Source organism: Nostoc sp. DedVER02, assembly GCF_034530675.2.
Lineage (GTDB): Bacteria > Cyanobacteriota > Cyanobacteriia > Cyanobacteriales > Nostocaceae > Nostoc.
In genome coordinates, this window is record NZ_JAVRCP020000015.1 from 83,768 (window position 1) to 105,969 (window position 22,202).

General features: G+C 40.2%; 17 protein-coding genes and 1 pseudogene. 7 read left to right on the plus strand and 11 right to left on the minus strand.

Going from position 1 to position 22,202, the window contains the following annotated elements:
* Nucleotides 1-48: 48 nt before the first annotated feature.
* The 5 genes from RMZ41_RS16810 to RMZ41_RS16830 all read right to left on the minus strand — a co-directional run bounded on the left by RMZ41_RS16810 (nucleotide 49) and on the right by RMZ41_RS16830 (nucleotide 6,967).
* Nucleotides 49-471 (minus strand): TerB family tellurite resistance protein, encoded by a 423-nt coding sequence (locus tag RMZ41_RS16810; RefSeq protein WP_322643598.1) that lies wholly within the window; start codon nucleotides 469-471, stop codon nucleotides 49-51.
* 57 nt (nucleotides 472-528) lie between these two features.
* Nucleotides 529-1,986, minus strand: a complete 1,458-nt coding sequence (locus tag RMZ41_RS16815; RefSeq protein ID WP_322643597.1) for a 16S rRNA (cytosine(967)-C(5))-methyltransferase — start codon at nucleotides 1,984-1,986, stop codon at nucleotides 529-531.
* Between the two features lie 195 nt (nucleotides 1,987-2,181).
* Nucleotides 2,182-3,633 (minus strand): glycoside hydrolase 100 family protein, encoded by a 1,452-nt coding sequence (locus RMZ41_RS16820; protein ID WP_322643596.1) that lies wholly within the window; start codon nucleotides 3,631-3,633, stop codon nucleotides 2,182-2,184.
* A gap of 1,112 nt (nucleotides 3,634-4,745) precedes the next feature.
* Nucleotides 4,746-5,789, minus strand: coding sequence for an agmatinase SpeB (gene speB, locus RMZ41_RS16825; RefSeq protein WP_322643595.1), 1,044 nt, complete (start codon nucleotides 5,787-5,789; stop codon nucleotides 4,746-4,748).
* A gap of 86 nt (nucleotides 5,790-5,875) precedes the next feature.
* Nucleotides 5,876-6,967, minus strand: coding sequence for an NAD(P)/FAD-dependent oxidoreductase (locus RMZ41_RS16830; protein WP_322643594.1), 1,092 nt, complete (start codon nucleotides 6,965-6,967; stop codon nucleotides 5,876-5,878).
* Nucleotides 6,968-7,157: 190 nt separating this feature from the next.
* Between RMZ41_RS16830 and RMZ41_RS16835 the strand changes: the two genes are divergently transcribed.
* A protein-coding gene (locus RMZ41_RS16835) for an IS5 family transposase (RefSeq protein ID WP_322643667.1) occupies nucleotides 7,158-7,972 on the plus strand; the annotation gives its coding sequence in 2 pieces (ribosomal slippage) (nucleotides 7,158-7,524 and nucleotides 7,524-7,972; 816 coding nt in all).
* Between the two features lie 125 nt (nucleotides 7,973-8,097).
* Here RMZ41_RS16835 and RMZ41_RS16840 read toward each other — a convergent pair.
* A pseudogene (locus RMZ41_RS16840) lies at nucleotides 8,098-8,383 on the minus strand (FAD-dependent oxidoreductase); the annotation flags it as partial.
* Nucleotides 8,384-8,855: 472 nt separating this feature from the next.
* On the opposite strand from RMZ41_RS16840, the gene RMZ41_RS16845 reads away from it, so the two are divergent.
* The gene (locus RMZ41_RS16845) at nucleotides 8,856-12,236 is read left to right on the plus strand and encodes a COR domain-containing protein (RefSeq protein ID WP_322643593.1); all 3,381 of its coding nucleotides are present in this window, start codon (nucleotides 8,856-8,858) and stop codon (nucleotides 12,234-12,236) included.
* Nucleotides 12,237-12,565: 329 nt separating this feature from the next.
* Nucleotides 12,566-15,196, plus strand: coding sequence for an ATP-binding protein (locus RMZ41_RS16850; RefSeq protein WP_322643592.1), 2,631 nt, complete (start codon nucleotides 12,566-12,568; stop codon nucleotides 15,194-15,196).
* 495 nt (nucleotides 15,197-15,691) lie between these two features.
* On the opposite strand, the gene RMZ41_RS16855 is transcribed toward RMZ41_RS16850, so the two are convergent.
* The 4 genes from RMZ41_RS16855 to RMZ41_RS16870 all read right to left on the minus strand — a co-directional run bounded on the left by RMZ41_RS16855 (nucleotide 15,692) and on the right by RMZ41_RS16870 (nucleotide 18,696).
* Nucleotides 15,692-16,084: a hypothetical protein gene (locus RMZ41_RS16855; RefSeq protein ID WP_322642400.1), complete on the minus strand. Its 393-nt coding sequence runs from the start codon at nucleotides 16,082-16,084 to the stop codon at nucleotides 15,692-15,694.
* A gap of 394 nt (nucleotides 16,085-16,478) precedes the next feature.
* The gene (locus RMZ41_RS16860) at nucleotides 16,479-17,444 is read right to left on the minus strand and encodes a tetratricopeptide repeat protein (protein WP_322734380.1); all 966 of its coding nucleotides are present in this window, start codon (nucleotides 17,442-17,444) and stop codon (nucleotides 16,479-16,481) included.
* Entirely contained in the window at nucleotides 17,441-18,199 is a 759-nt protein-coding gene (locus RMZ41_RS16865; RefSeq protein ID WP_322642402.1) for a hypothetical protein, read from the minus strand. The genes RMZ41_RS16860 and RMZ41_RS16865 overlap by 4 nt, the downstream gene beginning before the upstream one ends.
* On the minus strand, nucleotides 18,196-18,696 hold the full coding sequence (locus RMZ41_RS16870; RefSeq protein ID WP_322642403.1) for a hypothetical protein: 501 nt from the start codon (nucleotides 18,694-18,696) through the stop codon (nucleotides 18,196-18,198). The genes RMZ41_RS16865 and RMZ41_RS16870 overlap by 4 nt, the downstream gene beginning before the upstream one ends.
* Nucleotides 18,697-19,067: 371 nt before the next feature.
* On the opposite strand from RMZ41_RS16870, the gene RMZ41_RS16875 reads away from it, so the two are divergent.
* The 3 genes from RMZ41_RS16875 (at nucleotide 19,068) to RMZ41_RS16885 (ending at nucleotide 20,598) form a co-directional block, all read left to right on the plus strand.
* Nucleotides 19,068-19,325: a type II toxin-antitoxin system ParD family antitoxin gene (locus RMZ41_RS16875; RefSeq protein WP_322642404.1), complete on the plus strand. Its 258-nt coding sequence runs from the start codon at nucleotides 19,068-19,070 to the stop codon at nucleotides 19,323-19,325.
* Nucleotides 19,322-19,639: a type II toxin-antitoxin system RelE/ParE family toxin gene (locus tag RMZ41_RS16880; protein ID WP_322642405.1), complete on the plus strand. Its 318-nt coding sequence runs from the start codon at nucleotides 19,322-19,324 to the stop codon at nucleotides 19,637-19,639. Before RMZ41_RS16875 ends, RMZ41_RS16880 begins: the two co-directional genes overlap by 4 nt.
* Before the next feature lie 605 nt (nucleotides 19,640-20,244).
* Complete coding sequence (locus tag RMZ41_RS16885; protein WP_322642406.1) at nucleotides 20,245-20,598, plus strand: hypothetical protein; 354 nt, start codon at nucleotides 20,245-20,247, stop codon at nucleotides 20,596-20,598.
* A gap of 76 nt (nucleotides 20,599-20,674) precedes the next feature.
* Here the strand turns inward: RMZ41_RS16885 and RMZ41_RS16890 are convergent, their stop codons facing one another.
* Nucleotides 20,675-20,938, minus strand: coding sequence for a hypothetical protein (locus RMZ41_RS16890; protein WP_322642407.1), 264 nt, complete (start codon nucleotides 20,936-20,938; stop codon nucleotides 20,675-20,677).
* Nucleotides 20,939-21,539: 601 nt separating this feature from the next.
* On the opposite strand from RMZ41_RS16890, the gene RMZ41_RS16895 reads away from it, so the two are divergent.
* Entirely contained in the window at nucleotides 21,540-22,178 is a 639-nt protein-coding gene (locus RMZ41_RS16895) for a glutathione S-transferase (RefSeq protein WP_322642408.1), read from the plus strand.
* Nucleotides 22,179-22,202 lie beyond the last annotated feature (24 nt).

A 22,202-nucleotide genomic window follows, 5' to 3' on the forward strand; every position in this document is an offset into this window, starting at 1 on the left:
TCATTAGTCATTAGTCATTAGTTATTAACTATAGGCTTTTGACTATGATTAGTTTTGTACGTCAACCCAACGACGGTAAAGCTTTTGAATTTGTTTGAGAAGTTTAACCTGAGTCGATTGAGTTGAATCATTTGGCTTCGCTATATCCTGCAATTCCGTCAAGAGTCTAGCTTCTTCGACGGCAACTTCGCCATCGCTGTAAATTAAGCCACTGATGGCTTCAATCAGATTTTCACAATCTTCGAGACTGGGGCGATCGCCTAAATACTCACGTACCCAGTCATAGCATTCTTTTGGCTGTACAGGAACTAATTCGTATAGCCAAGGTTTAATTTCTGGATCGTTAGCTAAACCTTTTGCTTGAGCTATTTCGCGGAGATATTGCCGTTCTTCTGGCTGGATTCTGCCATCAATCCAAGCGGCTCCAATCAGGATTTTAACTAAGTTTTTCACATTGGAAGGGCTAACCATTGCTGCCTCCTCTGGTAGATTAAGACCTCCACCAAATCGTACAATCCTAAACAGTATTCACTCGGAATTATTGGTTTTTCTTAAGCGAACCATAAAAAAGCCATCCATGTCCTGTCTATGGGGCCAGATTTTAAACCAACCTTGAGGCATACTATAGGCAGAAACAGGCAACTCAACACCTCTTGGAAAATCAATTTGCCAATCAGGTGACTCAGCTAAAAATGCCGAAATCACTTCTTCGTTTTCTGCTGGATGCAATGTACAAGTGGCATAAACTAGTACACCCCCAGCTTTGACAAAAGTTGATGTATGTGTAAGCAATTCTTTTTGCAGTACCGAAAGTTCTCGGACAGATTCTGGTGTCTGTCGCCAACGCGCATCTGCATGACGGTGCATGGTTCCTAATCCAGAACATGGAGCATCTAATAATACTCGGTCTGCGGTGTTTTGAAATTGGTTGAAATGACGGCTGTCGCCAGTGTAAATTTGAATAGATTGTAAATTTAGACGTTGAGAATTTTCTTGGAGTTTACGAAGACGAGAAGAAGTGCGATCGCAAGCCCAAATTTTCCCGTTATCTGCCATCAACTCAGCAATGTGGGTTGTTTTACCGCCTGGGGCAGCACAGACATCAATTATCACCTCACCTGGTTGGGGGTCGAGCAAATGACTTACCAATTGGGCGCTACTATCTTGTACAGTCCACCAACCTTCTTGAAAACCAGGTAGTTTTTGAATTGACCCAGTATTACCAATAAATCGTAAAGCTTGGGGTAAATGAGGAATCCGTCTCACCAAAATGCCAACAGATTGCAAAGCCGTCTCAACTTCCTTGATGGAAGTGCGAAGTGGGTTGATACGCAAATCAATTGTTGGTGATTGGTTCATCCATTCACACAGTTGTTCTGTCTCTTCAAAATCCAGTTGTTCTAACCAGACTTGAATAATCCAGTCAGGAAAGCTGTGTAAAATACCCAAGCGTTCCACTGGATTTTCTGGAAGTTGTAATGGATCGGGATTGGGGATTGGGGATTGGGGGCTGAGGATTGGGGATTGGGGGAGTAACAAAGAATCTTTCTCCTCTGCCCCCCTGCCCCCCTGCTCCTCTGCCCCTCTGCCCCCCTGCCCCTCTGCTTTTCTGAGATACTGGCGTAATAGACCGTTAACAAAACCTGTGAGTCCAGAAAAACCGTTTTCTTTGGCGAGTTGGACGGTGGTATTAACAGCAGCTGAGGTGGGAATACGCTCTTGATAGCGCAGCTGGTAGAAACCTAGATGTAAAATGGTGCGGAGGTCTAGGGGTTGTTGGTGAGATTTCTTTTTGGCAAATTGATCGATGAGAGTATCAAGAGTGCGCTGCCTTCTGACACTCCCATAAACCAATTCTGTCACCAAACGGCGATCGCGATCGGGCAAATTAACTTTTTGCAGCACTCTATCTAGGGCAAAATCAGCATAAGCCCCCTTATGAACATCTCGCAGGGCGATAAAAGCTAGTTGACGGGGGTTTGTCATGGAAACATGAATCAGGAGTCAGGAGGCTTTTGTATTCTAACTCCCAACTCTTTACTAATTCGTAATTCGTAATTCGTAATTCGTAATTGTCGAGTTGAATTCCCCCTTGTTTATAGGTGGTCTTGCTTTTATTCGGGTCTATATTTCTGTCTGGAACTGTCTTTTAATTACGAATTACTAATTATGAATTACGAATTATTGCATATATGGATCTACACTGGCAATTTCAAACTCACATGCTCTAGAAACCTGTTCTGCTGGTAATTTACCAAAGCTGATTAATGGTAAATAAGTAGGATTTGCCATTAGTTCTTTTGCCAATAAGAATCCAGTAATTGTCCAAGTTTGATATTTTCTAGCTTGTTTCCCAATTAGTCGCCCTTTCTTACCGTCGTAATATTCTGGCCATTGATCTGTACTGAGCCGTCCTTGGGCAGTTTCAATAGCCTTTTGTGCAAGACTTATGTTGTTAGTTTTTACAGCCGCAGCTGCCAACATCCACATTAAAACTGGCCAACTACCAGCATTATGATACGACCAGGGGATATTTTTGGGGTCACATCCAGTTACAATTCTGTATTCTTCATGTTCCAAAGCTGGGAAACAAATTTTCATCGGCATATCTCCCACCAAATTATCCCATCGTTTCTCAATGAGAGTCATAATCGCTTGTGACTGTTCTTCGGTGGCTAAATCTGAAATAATCGCCATTAAGTTGCCGAGTGAAAAGAAGCGAGTGTCTAGCTGCGAAGGGCCAACATTACCGGCTAAATAACCCCCTTTTTTGGGTAGCCACTTATCTAATTCATAATAAGGAACAGAGTCTACATATATATTGAACAAATTCACAGCGCCTTTACCATATTCTTCACTTTTGAAGCGATAAATTTCATTCAGGCGATTAATATCTATCCAATAATGCTGGCGAATATGGGCACATAAAAGAGGCAACCTGTTATCAATGGCTGCAACAACATCAGAATTTCCTTGACAAATTAGCAGTTCACGTGATGCACGCAATGCCGTGTAAAAGAGAACTTGCAGTTCTAAAGGATGGCCATAAATGCCCATACGACGGTCAATCATACAAGCACCATCTGGAACCAACAGCGTTGGGTACATATCAAAACGATTCGCCAAGCAGATTTCCATGATTAACCTGATACCATTTTGGAATTCAGGTTCATAAGCCAGAGAAAAGTCTTCTGTGGCGACTACATAAGCACGCAACAAAATAATCCACCATAAACAAGAATCAACAGGTGTAACTCTAGCGATCGCATGTTCGCCAAAGTCCGCTTCTAAATATTCTTGTCCATTTTCTGATACAACTTTGAAGCTAGCTGGTATTAATCCTCTTCCTGGCTTATAGGCATCTAATGCCCTTTCTTTAGGTTGTAACTTTAAGGTTTCTTCTAAGAAATTACGAACAATATCTGTTCTACCTTTAATCAGAAAAATTAGAGCAGAAGAAACAAAATCCCGAACAAAGCACTGGTCATAATTGAGCGCCTCTACAGACGAATCATAAGCGGCTACCGTACCAACAGGGCGACCTTGATAATAAAGAATTGATTTTTCTAGTATTCGCCACGCTTCTTCCACTTCTTTCAAATTTTCAGTAGTTTCCAATTCGTTGGGGTGCATCGCTAGAATAGCTCCATCTAGGTTGTGAATTTGTGGTAGATGCGTCTTGATTTCTTCTTTTTGCTATTCTCAGCATAACAAAAACGATTCTTTGAATAGCAAATATAATTTTGAGGAAAATTACTCAATCAACAATGAATAAATATGCTGACATTTAGCAGCTTTACTGATTGTTAATTGGTTTATAATCAATTACCGAAAAGGGGAAAAGGGGAAGGGGTAAAGGAAAAAAAGAGTAAAACTTTTCCCACACGGTATAGAGCAAGTCTTTTTAAATATGGAAAATATTAAAAGAAGATTTTTCAGACACGTAGTGCAATAAAAATCAGTGTCCATATTTGAAACCCCTGCTTTTAAGTCACTGGTTCCCTTTACCCTTTACCCTTTCCCCTTTCCCCCTTTCCCTTTCTTCATTCTTTTGGTGAGTTATAGCTCTTGTTCTTCACCGCAAGCAGTAACATGATTCCTCAAAAAAGTCATCCAAGATATATTTTTAGATTATTTACTGTTCCGTTTCATGCCCGGAATCTTGGCTTTACCAAATAAAAACATATCTTCAGTGCTGTTTAGGGTTTGCATGAAGTTAAAACTAGTGGAGTATATTTACTTGAGCAGGATTAGTTTTTGACACTAAGATGTCAGATTATTCCCCTAAATAATAATTTATAACTTTCTTTCAGAATATGCAAGATGAATACTTTAAAAAGTGAAGATGTCAATACTTCTGAAGACTGAGTTATATATTGTACCCTATCTGACATTGGTGAGCGTTTAACTAAGTAATCAGACAGAATTAATTACACAAGTTTTTTCCTGTAACTTGTAATCTGTAAACTGTTCCCTATCTTAAGGCTAAAACTCTTTGTCAAAGTCAACTTTTTTAACGTAGACGCTTCTCTACGAGACGCTACGCGAACGGCTTACCGCAGGCTACTACAAAGGACGCAAAGGAACAGAGATTTGTGAAATAGTGAAAGCCCTTCGGTGAAGTATACCAAAGAGCTAAAAATAATATTTGTCCCAGAGGTACTGTGCAAGGTTAGAATTTAATCTTGGGCAACTCTTGTAATCAACTAAATTTAAGGGTTTTAACTCAAAAATTCGTATTCCAATTACAAATTCTGCTTTGACAAATCCATCAAATTTGCCAGCTTATATACTACCCGCGCTCCAACATTACCATCCCACTCGGCATCACCAACTTCACAAATATCAAAGCCAATAATTTTTCTACCACTCTTGACTAATTCCCGAAACAGACAAAATGTTTGCTCTAATTCCAACCCACCTGGAACAGGAGTACCTGTACTCGGACAAAGTTTGGGATCTAAACCATCGACATCAAAGCTAATGTAAACATACTCAGGTAAATGACTGATAATTTCTCGGCATAAATCAAGCCAAGTTGTTCCAGAGTAGAGCTTTTGTTTAATGGCTGAGTCGTAATATGCAATAATACGACTCTCAGATTGGTCTATCATTTCCACTTCATCATGACTAATATCACGCAAACCCACTTGCACTAGCTTGGAAATTTGCGGTATTTTCATTGCATTAAACATAATCGACGCATGGGAAAACTCAAATCCCTCATAAGCATTGCGTAAATCTGCGTGGGCATCAATGTGCAAAATGCCATAGTTGGCGTAGTTAGCCGCTAATGCTTGGAAATAACCTAACGGCGAACTGTGATCTCCTCCAATAACTGCGACTTGCTTACCCTTGTTAATTGCTTCTTGGCAATTTTCAAACAGCCATTGATTTACAAGTTGCCCAGCCTGATTAATTTCTGTGAGGACAGGTGTTAAATCTGGTACATCTGAGAGTTCTTTACCTTGAGCTAATCGCTCAATAATTTTTGCTGCTAAGGCGCGGTAGTATGTATTCTTCTCTAAAATATCTTGGGGAATTTCCACCATGAAAATTCCCTGCTTCCAACCATTAGGGTTATCGAAATCGAATAAATCTAGTTGAGTCGAAGCATCGAGAACTCGTTGGGGGCCGTTAGCAGTGCCCGCACCATAAGAAACAGTGACTTCCCACGGCACACCAAAGACAATCAGGTTTGCAGATTCATAATCGCAAGGCAAACCTAAAAGGTTGCCATTTATTTCACCTACGCCGCTAGGATTGTAGTCTTGTAGTTGATTACTCATCGATTATCTTCTGGATTTACGTGGATAGACAGCACGCCGCCTAGTGGACATCTGCATTGTAATCAAAATTTTTCACTGACGGTTAACTACAAGGCTTCTATTATTTGGTCGAAATTGCGGTGATACATCTGTTGAGTAAACTTTTGCCACTCTTTATCTGATGAGTGGGGCGATCGCTGTAATGTTGCCTCTTGGACGTATGCTATCAATGGGCGACGAAGATGTTCGTATTTCTCGAAGGCTTTGGCTATAGTTTGCAGATTATCCCAGTTATTCTCCTCAGCAATTTTAGCGATGAGTGTTGTAACTACTAGTGCATCTTCCAATCCTTGATTAGCTCCTTGAGCCATGAAGGGTGGCATTCCATGTGCGGCATCGCCAACTAAGACGATTCGCCCTAGACTCCAAGCTGGTGGATTTGTGCTAGGATTCGCTTCTATATTGAGGTCAGTTGGGTTAGAAACTTGTAAAGAATTTGAAATGCTCGCGGGGTGGATATAGTATGGACGCTGCTGCATTTTAGCAGGAGGAGACAGACTTACTAATTGCTTGAGCGTATCAGGAAAACCTGCTTTTTCTAACTCTTGCAAAGCTAAGTCAATTAAAGAACTTTCTGACTTTTCTTGCAACGAGGCTAAAGGCAAAGCAAGATGTATTATGTACCCTAGCTCACCAGTTGGTCTGTAATATAAAATTATCCTGATGTTATTTATACAAACAGAATTGCCAGATATTTCATCATTAGTAATTGTTACAAGTGGTGATTCTTGAAAGAAATCTTCTTTTAGTTTTGTCCATAGTTCCTTTGGTACTTCAGCTATTTCTCTACACAATATAGCTGCAAATCCAGAATATTCAGGTCGGGCAAAATCATGATGTTGAGTATCTGTGTAAAGCAGCTTACGAACTGTAGAATTAATTCCGTCTGCTGCAACAATTAGTTTAGCTCTAATAGATTTTGTTGCTAATTCTTGGGGGAGAATATCTGAATCTTGGGGCTGCGAATCTTTATGTTTCTGCCCATCTGTCCAATAGGCATAGGGGTTGCTTTCTATTTGGGTATCACTTACACAATCTATGCGGACACAACTTTTTTCCGGCTCATTTACAACATTAATACAACGGTGATTAGCTTTAACTCGGTCTTCTGGAAGTAGCTGTCTGAGAGTTGTCTGCAAATTGTACCAAGAAATTGATACTCGTCCCTCACCATAATCTTTAAACCAGTCATCGAAACTCAGCGAAGTTGACCTAATTATTTGTCCTTTTAAGTTTTTGTAAGAGCTGATTCGTAAAGAAAATCTAAAAAGACTGTGGATGAGTGGGAGTGGATTTTAAGCTAGATCGAGTTGCATGGTTGTACTAAAAATGACTCGCCTGCCAGAGATTGCCAATCCCCAAAGAAAACCTTACCCCAGCGACCTCAGTGATGGTGAGTGGGAGGTATTGAAACCGCTCATACCTGCACCAAAAGGATTTGGTCATCCAGTGGAAGTCGATTTTCGGGAAATTCTCAATGCCATATTTTATGTACAACGAACCGGATGCCAATGGGAAATGCTACCCCACGATCTGCCGCCATATACGACGGTGTATGGGTACTTTCAGAAGTGGCAACGTAAAGGCATCTGGCAACAATTGCACGACCAAGTTCGCCAACAACTACGAACAGAATTAGGTAAGGAGGAGCATTCCACCGTGGCGATCGCGGATTCTCAATCCGTCAAGACAACGGAAAAAAAGGGGAGGTCTACGGTTTCGATGGTGGTAAGAAAGTTAAAGGGCGTAAACGCCATATCGTCGTAGACTCTCAAGGATTGTTACTTGGAGCTTTCGTGACCGAAGCTAATGCCTCAGAACGATTAGGAGCAGTGGTGGTACTTGATGAAGCAAAGGAGAAATTATCCCAATTAGAAGTGATCTGGGTAGACCAAGGCTATTCTGGTAAGAATTTTGCCAATGCTGTCAAGCAAGTCTGTGGCGAGCAGGTGCGAGTGGAAGTGATTGCACGAACCACCGACACTTTTGAGCAATTGCCTAAGCGATGGATTGTGGAGCGCACTTTTGGATGGTTGAATCGATTTCGACGGTTGAGTAAAGATTATGAGGTCTATTCCGAAGTCAGTGAAGCTATGATTTATGGTTCTTTGCTTCGTCTCATGGTTAGGCGATTGGCGGCTTAATATTTACTTTACAAATCAGCTCTAAATCCATTGGGGTGAAGTCTTTGGAGGTTGATTCTCTTCAGTAGGTTCGACAGTTTCTTGGTCATTAGACTGTTTGGGATTCAATAAACCAAGTCCAGTTTTTTTAACTTCTTCGTAAGCGTTAGGATCTAAATGTTTGAGAGCTTTTAATCCATTGGGGAGAAGATCTAATGTTTGCCCAATTTGACGAAAGGCGCGAGTTTGATCGATGACAAGGATATTTTCAATTCCACGTTTACGTAAGCCAATGGCAGTTGCTAACCCAACAGGCCCAGCACCAACCACTACAACATCGTAGATTTCTTGAGAGGTAGAAGAGGCAGGTAAAGTATCAGCTTTGGTTGATGTATTTGTATATGTATGAGGTGTTGAGTTAGTTTCTGGCATATTTATACATAGGAATTTGGGATAGAAGCTGGGCAATATAGAAAGCTATAGCCATTAAGTTACATAGGATCACACAACAATCTTAAAATCAAATACAAAAAGTTAGATATTTTGCTGCGATCGCACTTATTATCTTGAAGCAAATTATGATTATCGAACCGCCATCGCGCAGCGTCTCGAAGAGAAGCCGCCAAGTGCGCCAAGAGAGAAAATAGGAAAGTTTATAAATTATTACAGTTGGTGTTCAAAGATGGAGCAATGTCTACGGGGGGCTACGCCTAACCTTTTTTGCTGGACAGTTTGTGTTCAGAGGTGGAATGGTGAGGTTTTGAGCTTGAGCTTAGAAGCGCAAAGTCCGTCAATGCAAGTCTTGATACACGCTAAATTAGTAATTAATTAGCTCAATCTCTCTGCTGCCAAAACGCACAATGGCAAGTCAGAGACATAGATAGCCTTGGTGAAAACTCTACCTATGACCAACGAAGAACTTCTGCAAATTCTTGAAGAAGCTGCCAGAGACAAAGCGACAATATTAGACCTTTCTGACAAAGGTTTAATAAAGCTGCCACCAGAGATAGGTCAACTCTCCAACCTTAGTCAGCTTTACCTTCAGTCAAATCTACTTACAATACTGCCAGTAGAAATTGGTCAACTTTCTAACCTCACTGTGCTTGATCTCAGTTCCAATCAACTGAAGATCATACCACAAGAGATAGGCAAACTCTCAAATCTTAGGGAGCTTTACCTGAGTTCTAATCAACTGAAGATCATACCACAAGAGATAGGTAAACTTTCAAATCTTAGGGAGCTTTACCTCAACTCTAATCAACTGAAGACCCTACCACAAGAGATAGGTAAACTCTCAAATCTTAGAGAGCTTTACCTCAACTCCAATCAATTAGAAACCCTACCACAACAGATAGGTCAACTCTCAAACCTTAATGTCCTTAACCTCGGATTGAATCGACTACTAAAGACTCTACCAGCAGAGATAGGTCAACTCTCCAACCTTACGGAGCTTGACCTCAATTCCAACCCACGAATAATGCTGCCAGTAGAGATTAGTCAATTTTGCAATCTTAGGAAGCTCGATCTCAATTCAAATCAACTGACAATTCTACCAACAGAGATAGGTCAACTTTCCAACCTTAGAGAACTTTACCTAAACTCGAATCAACTGACGATGCTGCCAGCAGAGATAGGTAAACTCTCCAACCTTAGAGAACTTTACCTCCAATTCAATCAACTGATAACGCTGCCCGCAGAGATAGGTCAACTCTCTAATCTCAGCCAACTTAACCTTCAGTTCAATCAACTCATAACCTTGCCCGCAGAGTTAGGTCAACTCTCTAACCTTAGAGAGCTTTACCTAAACTCAAATCAACTGATAACGTTGCCTACAGGAATTGGTCAACTCTCTAATCTAAGGGAACTTTACCTAAACTCGAATCAATTGATAACGTTGCCAGCAGAGATAGGTCAACTCTCCAATCTTTATCAGCTTGACCTCAATTCCAATCAACTGACCATGCTGCCAGCAGAAATTGGTCAACTCACTAATCTGTATCAGCTTTACCTAAACTCGAATCAACTGACAACGTTGCCAGCAGAGATTGGTCAACTCTCTAATCTTTGCAAACTTAACCTCAGCAATAATCAACTGACCATACTGCCAGCAGAAATTGGTCAACTCACTAACCTGTATCAGCTTTACCTAAACTTGAATAAACTGACCATGCTGCCAGCAGAAATTGGTAAACTCACCAATCTTTGCAAACTTAACCTCAGCAATAATCAACTGACCATGCTGCCAGCAGAAATTGGTAAACTCAGCAACCTCAGCGTCTTTGAGTTATCCAGCAATACCTTAGAAACACTTCCACCAGAAATCCGAACAAAAAGGTTTGCAGAAATTCTGAACTTCTACAGACAACAACTAGAACAAGAAACCGATCGCCTCTACGAAGCCAAATTACTGATTGTGGGAGAAAGTGGTGCAGGTAAAACTACGCTAGCCAAAAAAATTCAAGATCAGAAATATACTTTACAGCAAGATGAAATTTCCACCCAAGGCATTGATGTTATTCAATGGAAATTCTTGCTTGACAATCACAAAGAATTTCAGGTCAACATTTGGGACTTTGGTGGTCAAGAGATTTACCATGCTACCCACCAATTTTTTCTCACCAAACGCTCTCTTTATGCCGTAGTTGCTGATACTCGCAAAGAAGATACAGATTTTTACTACTGGCTAAATGTGGTGAAATTGTTGAGCGATGATAGTCCTTTACTCATTATCAAAAATGAAAAGCATGAGCGCAAACGGGAAATAAATGAGAAAGATTTACGAAAGGAATTCATCAATTTTAAAGAAACACTTTCTACAAACTTTGCCACTAATCGCGGAATACCAGAAATATTGGATAAAGTTCAGCACTTTATTAGTAACTTACCTCATGTAGGTATAGAACTCCCTAAAACCTGGGTTAAAGTGCGGGAAGCTTTAGAACACAACCTTCATGAATGTATTAGTTTGGAAGAATATTTTAACATTTGTCAGCAACATGGTTTTACTAAACAAGAGGATAAACTTCAACTTAGTGGCTATCTGCACGATTTAGGTGTATGCCTACACTTTCAAGACGATGACTTGCTAAGAAAAACTGTAATTCTCAAGCCAACTTGGGGAACAGATGCGGTTTACAAAGTGTTAGATAATCCACAAGTGATTGAAAAATCAGGTAAATTTGACCGTAATGATTTAAAAAACATTTGGCTTGAAGATAAATATGCAGATATGCGACCAGAACTGTTGCAGCTAATGATAAAATTTAAACTTTGTTACGAAATTCCTAGCCGTCCGGGTACTTATATTGCACCTCAATTACTCTCTAGCAATCAGCCTGATTTCAATTGGGATGAATCTAACAATCTGATTCTGCGCTACACATACGATTTCATGCCAAAAGGTATTATTACTCGTTTTATTGTCGAAATGCATTCATTAATTGAACAACAAATCCTCGTTTGGAAAACAGGCGTTGTTCTCAGTGAAGACCAAACCCGCGCGGAAGTGATTGAAAACTACAATCAACGAGAAATTAAAGTTCGCGTAGCAGGAAACCGCAAGAAAGACCTGCTAATACGTATTATTCATGAACTGGACAAAATCCATAAGTCTTACGAACGCCTGAAATACAAAACACTTGTTCCCTGCAACTGTGAAAAGTGTAAGGATAGTCAAACTCCTCATTTTTATGAGCGATACATATTGTATAACTCTCTGGAGGCGCGTAATGACCAAATCCAGTGTCAGAAAACTTTTCGGATGGTAGATGTCCGCAGACTGATTGACGATGTTTTACCGACTTCACCAAATTTGGAAATACCTATGTCTGAACCTGTAACGAGAAATCAAGTTTTCATTAGCTATAGTCACAAAGATAAAAAGTGGTTTGATGACCTCAAAATTCATCTAGAACCATTAATTAGAGAACAAAATCTCAACCTTTGGGATGATACCCAAATCAAGCCTGGTGCTATATGGCGGAATGAAATTCAAGTGGCTTTAGCAGCTGCAAAAGTAGCAGTATTGCTGGTAAGTCCAGACTTCCTAGCCTCAAACTTTATTAGTCAAAATGAGTTACCACCTCTGTTAGAAGCAGCGAAAGCCGAGGGAGTCAAAATTCTCTGGATACCTTTGCGTGCTAGCAACTACAAAGTAACAGCAATTGAACGATATCAAGCAACACACGTTCCCGATCGCCCATTAAACACCATTGGGGCAGGAAAACGAGATAAAGCTTGGGTAGATATCTGCGAAAAAATCAATGCAGCAGCAGCCTGTCTGTAAAAAAACCTCTCCCTATCTTGAACAAAAGTTCAAGTTTCTCTATAAAAATCTGGGTAATGGCCAGTCTTTTTAAAGGGTATTAGGATGAATCCATGAATGCTTATAAATCACAGCTAAACACTTTTCAGACAAGCTCTCGGTTAGGCTGGAAATGTTCATTCGATGAAATTCACATTGCAGTAAAAATCACAGGTTAACGTTTTGTTCTTTTACCAGAAGTGGTATATTGGCACTTGATCTGACCGAGTACAAACTATGCATAAGCCCGCAGGCCAGAGAAGTCGAGGTGTTGTACTCACTACTACACGATAGGAAGGGAGAGTGGGCTTATGAACAAAAATATTGGTAACAATGGTGTTTTTCCGCTATTTAAAGGTGTACCCCTACGTCGCATTCTCGTAGCGTTGTTTGTGCTGCAAATCTTCCTAGCTGTGGGATTGACTGCATACTTATCAATCCGCAATGGGCAAAAGGCTGTCAATGAGGTAGCTAGCGAGTTGCGTTATGAAGTCGCTAATCGAGTTGAGCAAAATTTACAGGCTTATCTCTCAACTCCGTATCAAGTATTGCGCGGTAATCAAAATATCATTGACATCGGGTTGCTGAAGATGGAAAATCTGGCAACTTGGGAGTCATATTTAATCAAGCAGTTAGAGATTTTTCCTGATGCTGTTGTTTTAACGACAAGTAACGAACAGCAAGAACATTTAGGGGTAGAAAAGCTCAACGATCGCCAATACTTACTCAGAAAAGCCGATAAGTCAACTGGTTACGACCTCTACACCTACAAAATTGACTCTCTTGGTCAACGTACCCAGCTACCAGAAGTCATCAAAAACTATGATGCGCGATCGCGTCCTAGTTATCAAGCAGCAGTTACCGCTAAAAAATTCAGCTTTAGTCAGATTTTTACATCTATCACCGAACCAACGCTGCTAATTAGTGCATCTCAACCTATATATAACTCCCAAGGTGAGTTACTCGGTGTCAACAGCACTCTAACTCATGTATCACAAATTGGGAATTTGCTGCAAAATATTAAAATTGGCAAGTCTGGACAAGTTTTTATTATCGAGCGATCGGGGCTATTAGTCGCAAGTTCCACGACGGAAGAACCATTCCGTCTCCAAAATGGTAAACCGATTCGGTTGGCAGCTTCCCAAAGTGGGAATGCTTTGACTCAAGCCAGCGCTAAATATTTAGAAACTAAATTTAGTAACTTTGACCAAATTCAGAGTTTACAGCAACTAGATTTCTCTTTTGACGGTAAACGACAATTTTTAGAAATTAGACCGTTACAGGGCGAACCAAATGTCAACTGGTTGATTGTAGTAGCTGTCCCAGAAGCAGACTTTATGGGACAAATCGATCGCAACACTCAAACTACAATTTTTCTCTGTCTGGGAGCATTAGGATTAGCTACTTTATTAGGAATTATCGCCGCCCGTTGGATAACTGTGCCAATTCTCTATTTCAGCACGGCGACAAAAGATTTAGCTGATTTTACCAAGGTTGAATCGGTGGCGGTACAAGGCATTAAAGAAGTAGAGGTGCTGGGTGAATCTTTCAACGAGATGATGCAGCATTTACGTAAAACCTTTACTGCACAGATTACTAAAAATGAAGAGTTAGAATTGCAGGTTAAACAGCGAACTCAAGAATTACAGCAAGAGATTCAAGTACATACCAACAGCGAGCGAAAACTAGAACAGCATAATCGAGCGTTGGCAGAACTGGCAAATCATAAAGCAATTTCAGAAGGAAATCTGGAAACAGCATTCAAAGTTATTACCGAAAAAGCCGCGAATGCTTTAGAGGTAGAACGAGTAAGTGTGTGGTTATTTAATAGCGATCGCACCAAACTACAATGTATAAATCTCTACGAACGTAGCAATCAGAAGCATTCGGCGGGTGTAGAACGCAATCGCGCAGATTATCCCATCTATTTTAAATCTCTGACATCTGCCCGCATCATCGCCGTTAACGATACTCGCACCGATTTACGGATACAAGAATTATGGGATGAACAGCTAGAACCGAAGAATATTGTATCCCTAATTAATACCTCCATTTGGGTTGGGGGCGAAGTGGTGGGAACGGTATTGTACGAACAGATTGATATTCCTCGGATATGGGAACTGAGCGAGCAAAACTTCGTTAGTTCAATCGCTGAATTTGTCGCCCTGAGTATAGAAGTGTGCGATCGCAAAAGTGCAGAATCCGCCCTACGTGAGGCTCAAGAAGCTGCCGAAGTTGCAAATCGTGCCAAAAAGACCTTTTTAGTAAATATGAGCCAGGAACTAAGGACTCCCTTAAGTTCTATTTTTGAGATTGCAGAAGCACTCCAAAATGAAGTCTACGGTACTGTAACCGCAGAACAGCGCCAGTTCTTAAATACCCTCAAATCTAGCGGTAAGAATTTACTAGAAATGATTAACCAAATCCTTGAGCTTACCGACATTGAATCTAGCAAAATCCAACTGCAACTAGCTGCAACTTCGATTCCAGAATTATGTGACTCTAGTCTCAGTTTCGTGAAGAATTTGGCGTTACAGAAAAATATTCAACTGAGTCTACAAATCCCTGAAGAACTCGAACCTATCCAAGTTGATGAGCGTCGTATCCGCCAAGTATTTATCAACCTGTTGAGTAATGCTATCAAATTTACTCACGACGGAGGCAAAGTTTGGATTGAAGTCCAGCCAAATTCCACAAACGAATATATCTTTTTTAGCGTGGTAGATACAGGTATTGGTATGCTTTCCGATGACCTGTTTAAATTATTTCAACCTTTTATCCAAGTTGAAAATGCCTCTACCCGTCGTTCTGCGGGTACTGGTTTAGGATTAGTAATGGTGCAAAAAATTGTTGAGTTACACGGTGGTACTGTCCACGCCGAAAGTCAGTTAGGCAAAGGGAGTCGATTTACAGTCAAACTTCCGTGGAAAAAACTAGAGTAATATTATTAGGACTTACGCAAAATCATGATAAAACGAACCGCAAAGGACGCATAGACACGAAGTAATAAGAGTTTCAGAGAGTTATTGCGTAAGTCCTGATTATGTTTGCTTGATTGCTTACTAAATCCGAAGAACCCCACCCTGCCTCCGGCTTCCCTCTCCAAAGTATCGGAGAGGGATTGAGGGTGAGGTTTGATCTTATATTTAATTACAGCACTTCCCGAAGTTATAAGGTACATTAATTGCTCGAATTATCGTTTGTCTGTGTTAATAGTCTGTCAAGTTTAAATTGATGGGTAAGAAAGTTTGTAGTAAGGACTGAAGTCCTTATTTTATAAGCACTAAAGTGCTTACTACAAACTTTTAATTACTAGCTTGACTAATAGCATTCCAAGTATCTGTACCTCATAGCAGCAGGAAGTGCTGTGTGTCTATCTACATTAAATACAAAAAGACTTTTCACGCAATCCCCAATCCCCAATCCCCAATCCCTCGCTACGCAGTTTTAGTATTTTCACTGCTTGATTCGTCTGCGCCCTTTAAGCGCGTTGCTCTGCTTTTGCGAATGCGATCGCTTTTACGAACACCACCCGCCATTTCATATTCACTGCTATCTTTGCCGTATTTAAAAGCAACTCCAATCAGCATTTTCTCAGTTAGATCGCCTAAGCTTTTGTCCAATTCATCCATCTGAGTTTTAGAAGAGTCAATCACAGCTAAAGCAGTATTATAAGCATCTATTTTGGTACGGTACTGCTCAATTAGCTGTATCATATTTTGCAAATTGCGTGCATCTCCAAAATCCATGCTCGGATCAATTGCTTTGAGTCCTGCGGCTCTCAACTCAGCTTTTTCTAAAACCCGGTATGTACGTTTTTGACGAGGCATCAATGTATCCTTTTCATTCTGCTTTAGAGCTATTTTGGCTTACTAAAGCTGTATTTTAGTCCAGTAAAATCCTCATAAATTAGTATCTAATAAAATGTGTAACTCAGTATTTATCGCAAAAATCATGATTTTGTGAATGAAAACCGTGATTTTATTAATGAAACTCATGATTTTATTAATAAAAATCGTGATTTTGTGAATGAAAGTCGTGATTTTATCAATAAAAATCGTGATTTTGTGAATGAAAGTCGTGATTTATAGCGCAATACAGTTCAGATAAAACCAAAACACTTGTCTTGACGGCGATTTATCGCGTCTCAAAAACCCAACATTTTCAAGAGTTTATTGGGTTTTACTTCCCTACGGATCGCTGTTCGCGTTCGTTCAACCCAACTTACAGAACTTGAATTTCTCTGAGTTTGGCTGTCGCATATTCTACAAATATTTCATAAGGAACCTCTCTAGCAAGATCAATAGCACGATTGAGCGCATCTACAGCCTCTTTTTGCCTTCCCAGTTTTAAAAGAATTTTAGATGTGAAGTAAATCAAATTACGACTTTGGCTATACTTATCACCAATTTGGGTATACAGTTCTAACGCTGCCTGACAATACTCTAAACCTAAAGTTAAATTTTCTTGTAAAATGCCGATTTCTACTAAAGTATTAGCTTCACCCAAGCGAGAACCTGTGTCGCGGTAGAATGCCAATGCTGCTTCGTAGCGCTCTAAGGCTTTTGTTACTTTATAAACTCGAAATTCTGCTTTACCTGCAAAATAATAAACCTCTGCTTTAGCAGGTGTTGCCACTCGCTCTGCTGCAATCTGTTCTAATAATGTTGTAATCAGCGATTCTAGTTCCGCAACACGAAAATTATTGTTCCACTTTTGGGCTAAATCCCAAAACTCGCTGCCTTTCCACTCCCGGTCAACTACAATCAAGTGATACAGCCATTCAATTTGAGTTTCTGGTTGTTCAGTTATAGTTTTTTGACGCTCATTGCTGCTGAAAAAATACTCTGCTGCCCGTTGTGACAACGTAAGAAATTCATCTTGATGCTCATGCCACAAGTGTTTTAACATCAGATTTCGCGTCAAATCATGAACATTGTGCCCTCTTCCAAAAAACTCTTCAACAAAAGGTAAAGTTTGTAATTCTGTATAAAGTTGAGATGACTGAGCTTGCAGTTCTGGGCGCAGTGCTGCCAAAATATCTGCATTAAACCAGTGTGGCACTGCTGCCGCATAAGCTGCTGACGCTAACTCAGGCGAAAGCGTTGAGAGTAAACTCTCTGTCACAATCCAAGAACGTTCTTCGTCTGTTTGTGCTTTTGCTAGCTTTTGCAATAACTCATGATTCATTGCCGTTCTCTCGCTAGCGTTTCTAACCATTGCACAATTAAAGCAGGTTGCCCTTCTAGTATCTGTATTGTCGTTGTTACCTGATCTTGATTAAGGCGCAATCCAGTTTGTTGGGTGTACTCATACCACGCCTTTGCTTCCGAAATCGCTTTTAAACGACAGCAGTGATGCAAATCCATCCACTCAATTGTCGGTTGAGGAATTTTCTGCCCAGCAATTACTACAATTAATTTCTCTGTATCAACAACCTCAGTTAAAAATTCGCCTCCTAACCAGTCTGCCAGTTCGGTAATGGCTTTTTCGTAAGAATCAAACAAAAAGACTAATGTTTGAGGAATTTTCCGCAAGTCGTAAAAGAATGCTTCTCTTAGTTCAGTCAAGCGAAAATTGCGTGTAGACTCATCCACATTAGACAAAACTACGCTCAATTGATTATCTTTGCCAATCATCGTAGTATTAGAGACTTCTATCCCCGATTTGAGATATTGCCCAACAGCAGCGTTTAAATGAGGAAAACGTTCATTTCCTAAACGTTTGCGTACACAAGAAAAGACATAAGGAATTCCTAGCTGTGCTGTTTTGAGATCCATTTGCACAGATAGTATATTTTGAGGCAGAGTATGCTTAAAACGTGCCAGTAATTGAGTCTTACCTAAACCAGATTTAGCTTCAATCAGTAACACCCGTTTGGCAACGCTTCCCTGCACCATCTGGTTAAAAAATCGAAGTTCCTCTGTGCGATTAGCAATAATCATGGATTCGGAGGATTATTTTGTTGGGGAGAAGATGGAGGATTAACACCATCTGTCACATCAAACTCTTGGTTTTCGCCATCTATCTGTGTATTTTCTACCCAAACATCTCCTTTAGTAACTCTTGCTTTATTTCCTTTTCCTTTCATGGTTGTCCCTCTGACAACAGTTCCCGGATTTGTCCCTGGCTGAGGGGGTGTTGGTTGTGGAGACTGTCTACCCCAAGCGTTACCAAAGATGAGTTGAAGAATATTCACTAAAAAAGCTCCCACCAAAGCAGCAGCAATCATTTGAACTAATCCTCTGACATTTGATGTTTTAGCAACTTCTCCAGACAACCATGCCCAAATTCCTCCCAAAAGAGCAAGTTCAATTACTACAGCAGTAACTAAGAACCAGCTACCCCGAAAGCTTCTGAGTGGGGGTAATTGATTAATCAGATACCCAGAAACAACACCGATAAATGCAGCTACTAAAATTTGTAAAAGCTCATTTGGCATAGCAAAATCAACTAATTCGGTTGCGATTTGGCTTAATTAGGCTGAATTTACTATACACCCTAGATACTTAACGGCATACTGAATATCTAGAAACGTCTACAGGCTTGCTGTTTAAAAGTAGCAAATTTTATTACCAGAAAGAAGATTGAGCGATCGCTGTTCAATCACTACTGTGCTACTTTAAGAAAAATACTGCAAGTATGACCAGTGCGATCGCTTATATGATTGCGTTGGTGGAGCGATGTCTACGACGGGCTACGCCTACGCTATTCTCTCATCAACCAAGGTGCGATCGTTAAACGTTTCCTCAAAAACAACACCTAACAACTTTGATAAGATAGAAAAAATAGTTTAACCTCACTGCCAAGGTTATGAATAGCATTAATATTTCCTTACCTGAGTCGCTGAAAGCCTTTGTTGAAGAACAAGTCGCTCAAGGTGGCTACAGTTCAGTTAGCGAATATCTCCAAGAATTGATCGCTCAAGACCAAAAATGCAAGATGCAAAAACATGTAGAAGAACTTTTAATTGTAGGACTTGAAAGTGGAGAGGTAATAGAAGTTAATGATGAATGGTGGCAGCAAAAACGCACACACTTGATAAACCAGCTGCATCAAGAGAAACAATGACGAAGCGGATAGTCATTACACCAAAAGCCAGTTTAGATATTGATGAATATTTTGTTTACATTGCCCAAGAAAACCTCGATACGGCTTTTTTGTTCTTTGACTCTGTAAGAGAAACTTTCGCACAGTTAGCAAAAATGCCTGGAATGGGTAGCCGTTATCCTCTGGATAATCTTCGTTTACAAGGCTTACGTAAATGGGCTGTTAAGGGATTTAAAAAGTATCTAATTTTTTACTTTGAGCAAGATGAAAGCATTGAAATTGTGCGGATTCTCTATGCTGGGCAAGATATACAAAGGATTTTAGAACAGGAATGATATTGATTAGCGATCGCTTGTATGATTGCGTTGGTGGAGCGATGTCTACAACGGGCTACGCCTACGCTATTCTCTCATTCAACACAAATAGGCAAGCGTAGACCGTCGTAGGCGATCGCCTTTTACAATTGGAGTGTTATGCAAAGTAGCTTGTCGTTAGACATTGTTAAAATCCGGTGCAATGATAACTTTACCTTTATGCAATGTGAGAATTTGAGGTGAGGCGGTATTTGTGACGACTAGGCAAACTTAAGTGCAATTTGCTGAGAAGCTAAACTAGATAATCATACTGTCTAAAAGAATGCCGAGGTTATAGATCAATACGGTTCGGTTAAGGTTTTTTGATGGAAATTCTAGAGCGTAAAGATGCAATAAATCATCACAAAGACCCGATAATCCGCCGTCAATATAAAAAACTGATTATTGTAGAGACGGCGATTCATCGCGTCTCTGTTTATTTTACGCAATACAGAGCAAAAATCATTGACGCGCTAAGTATATACGCAATAAAATTATTGTAGTAGAACCTAGCCATAGAGTTGATTCAAATAATTTACCCAGAGAATAATACACAAGCAATATTAAAGATAATTTGGACAAAAAAAATGAACGCCAAAACTATTGCTTTTTTGGGAATTACTACAGCTTTTGCAAGCTTAGGTAGCCAGGTGTATGCACAGTTACCAGCATCAAGCCTAAATTCAGGACAATACAGATCAACAGGTGATTCACTAGTTGGAATTGATAATAGAACTGCCCAAGATGACTTTGGAAAGTTTTTTGAGCGAACTAATCCAGCAAGCATCTCTAACAATAATAGAAGAGACAATAAAACTCCAGTCAAAATCCGTTTTAACGAATCATTATCACAGCCAGATAATTCGGTTTTATTAACACCCGCTCAGTCTGGCAGTGACAACGATGGATTGCAAGTACAGTTAGATTTAAGGAGAGAATAATCAAAGAAGAGGCAGAGGGGAAAATTCTTCTCCCCTGCCCCTGCCTCTTTTGAGAAGCTATTAATACAAGAGCAATTTAAGATACTTTCGGTTGCTGCCATAAAATGAGTTTCAATTCAGAGCAGTTACAAGCCCCATCACTAATTTCTCCTTCATGGTTAGCTAGCCAATCATAAATTTGTGCAGCTTTTGCCAATGCTAGTTTTTCTGAACGATAAAGCCGAGGAGTAGGGCAATAAGCTTGGCCATTGATGTGTATAGCTACAATCTGCCAATAATCGCTTTCTGGTACAACTTCTAAAAACCCGTTACTGTAAGACTCAATTATTCCTATATTCATCTATACCATCAAACTTTCTAACGTTGCCCACAACAAAGCCGATGCCAGCTAATTCTTGCAAGTTAAAGCTGGAATCACCAGGGAATGCTATTGCATTCCCTGCTTATAATTGTGGGTTTGTAGCCAACAAAAATCTGAATTATCGATCACTTTTTGGCTTAATGCTGAGAGTCTTTGGCTCAAAACTAACTCTTTCAAGGTAATTCTTAAAATCTCTGCGTTTTCTGTGCCTCTGCGGTTTAAAAGTATTTTATTGAACCACAAACTAGCAAAAATTAAAAATAATATGTGGATAAATGCCAATTTGCAATTCGCAATTTGCATTGCATAAAGGCTAAATGGTGGTTTATTTGCGCTGTACTTAAGCTAAATATTCCTCGATTGGTAATTAAATTTAGATACAGCATTTCCCGGTCTGGTGAGATACAAAAACCCCACCCCCAATCCCCTCCCCACAAGCGAGGAGGGGACTATGATGTACCTCATTTGATTAGGAAAAGCTATAAACCACCAGATAGATGAAGAGTTGAGTAAATAATGATAAGTTAATTAGGATTTATGTAAAAGCTTTTCTTAACCCAATTGTAAAAAAGTAGCTATTATGATTATTGTTCATCATCTTAACAACTCGCGATCGCAGCGTGTGCTATGGCTGCTTGAAGAATTAGGTGTCGATTACGAAATTAAGTTCTACGAACGTGACCAGAAAACGATGCTAGCACCAGCATCACTGCGCGAAGTTCATCCACTCGGCAAGTCACCAGTGATTACGGATGGAGAAGAGACTATTGCTGAGTCGGGAGCTATCATCGAATACATAGTAGATCGTTACGGCAATGGTCGGTTAATCCCGCCATCTGGTACGCCAGAACGTCTGCGCTATACTTATTGGCTACATTACGCCGAAGGTTCAGCAATGCCTCCTCTGGTGATGAACCTCGTCTTCAGCAATTTTGGTACAGGAGACAGCAGCGTAAAAGATGCATTTATCGCACCCCAAATTAAGCTTCACTTTGACTATATCGAAGGTGAACTTCGTAAGAGTACGTGGTTTGTAGGCGAAGAATTCACCGCCGCCGATATCCAAATGAGTTTTCCCCTCGAAATAGTCGCTACCCAAGCCGAACTCATTTCAAGCCGTCCTCAGATTAAGCAATTTATCGATCGCATCCATACACGACCGGCTTATGAACGCGCTCTTGAACGTGGGGGCAAATACGACTACGCTAACAGCATTTGATAATTCTCATACCCCGTTGTAAAT

Coding starts and splice junctions, on each gene's coding strand:
- RMZ41_RS16895 (WP_322642408.1), top strand. CDS start 21,540: ATGATTATTGTTCATCATCTTAACAACTCGCGATCGCAGCGTGTGCTA.
- RMZ41_RS16865 (WP_322642402.1), bottom strand. CDS start 18,199: ATGATTATTGCTAATCGCACAGAGGAACTTCGATTTTTTAACCAGATG.
- RMZ41_RS16890 (WP_322642407.1), bottom strand. CDS start 20,938: ATGAATATAGGAATAATTGAGTCTTACAGTAACGGGTTTTTAGAAGTT.
- RMZ41_RS16815 (WP_322643597.1), bottom strand. CDS start 1,986: ATGACAAACCCCCGTCAACTAGCTTTTATCGCCCTGCGAGATGTTCAT.
- RMZ41_RS16855 (WP_322642400.1), bottom strand. CDS start 16,084: ATGCCTCGTCAAAAACGTACATACCGGGTTTTAGAAAAAGCTGAGTTG.
- RMZ41_RS16875 (WP_322642404.1), top strand. CDS start 19,068: ATGAATAGCATTAATATTTCCTTACCTGAGTCGCTGAAAGCCTTTGTT.
- RMZ41_RS16845 (WP_322643593.1), top strand. CDS start 8,856: ATGACCAACGAAGAACTTCTGCAAATTCTTGAAGAAGCTGCCAGAGAC.
- RMZ41_RS16860 (WP_322734380.1), bottom strand. CDS start 17,444: ATGAATCATGAGTTATTGCAAAAGCTAGCAAAAGCACAAACAGACGAA.
- RMZ41_RS16880 (WP_322642405.1), top strand. CDS start 19,322: ATGACGAAGCGGATAGTCATTACACCAAAAGCCAGTTTAGATATTGAT.
- RMZ41_RS16870 (WP_322642403.1), bottom strand. CDS start 18,696: ATGCCAAATGAGCTTTTACAAATTTTAGTAGCTGCATTTATCGGTGTT.
- RMZ41_RS16885 (WP_322642406.1), top strand. CDS start 20,245: ATGAACGCCAAAACTATTGCTTTTTTGGGAATTACTACAGCTTTTGCA.
- RMZ41_RS16820 (WP_322643596.1), bottom strand. CDS start 3,633: ATGCACCCCAACGAATTGGAAACTACTGAAAATTTGAAAGAAGTGGAA.
- RMZ41_RS16850 (WP_322643592.1), top strand. CDS start 12,566: ATGAACAAAAATATTGGTAACAATGGTGTTTTTCCGCTATTTAAAGGT.
- RMZ41_RS16810 (WP_322643598.1), bottom strand. CDS start 471: ATGGTTAGCCCTTCCAATGTGAAAAACTTAGTTAAAATCCTGATTGGA.
- speB (WP_322643595.1), bottom strand. CDS start 5,789: ATGAGTAATCAACTACAAGACTACAATCCTAGCGGCGTAGGTGAAATA.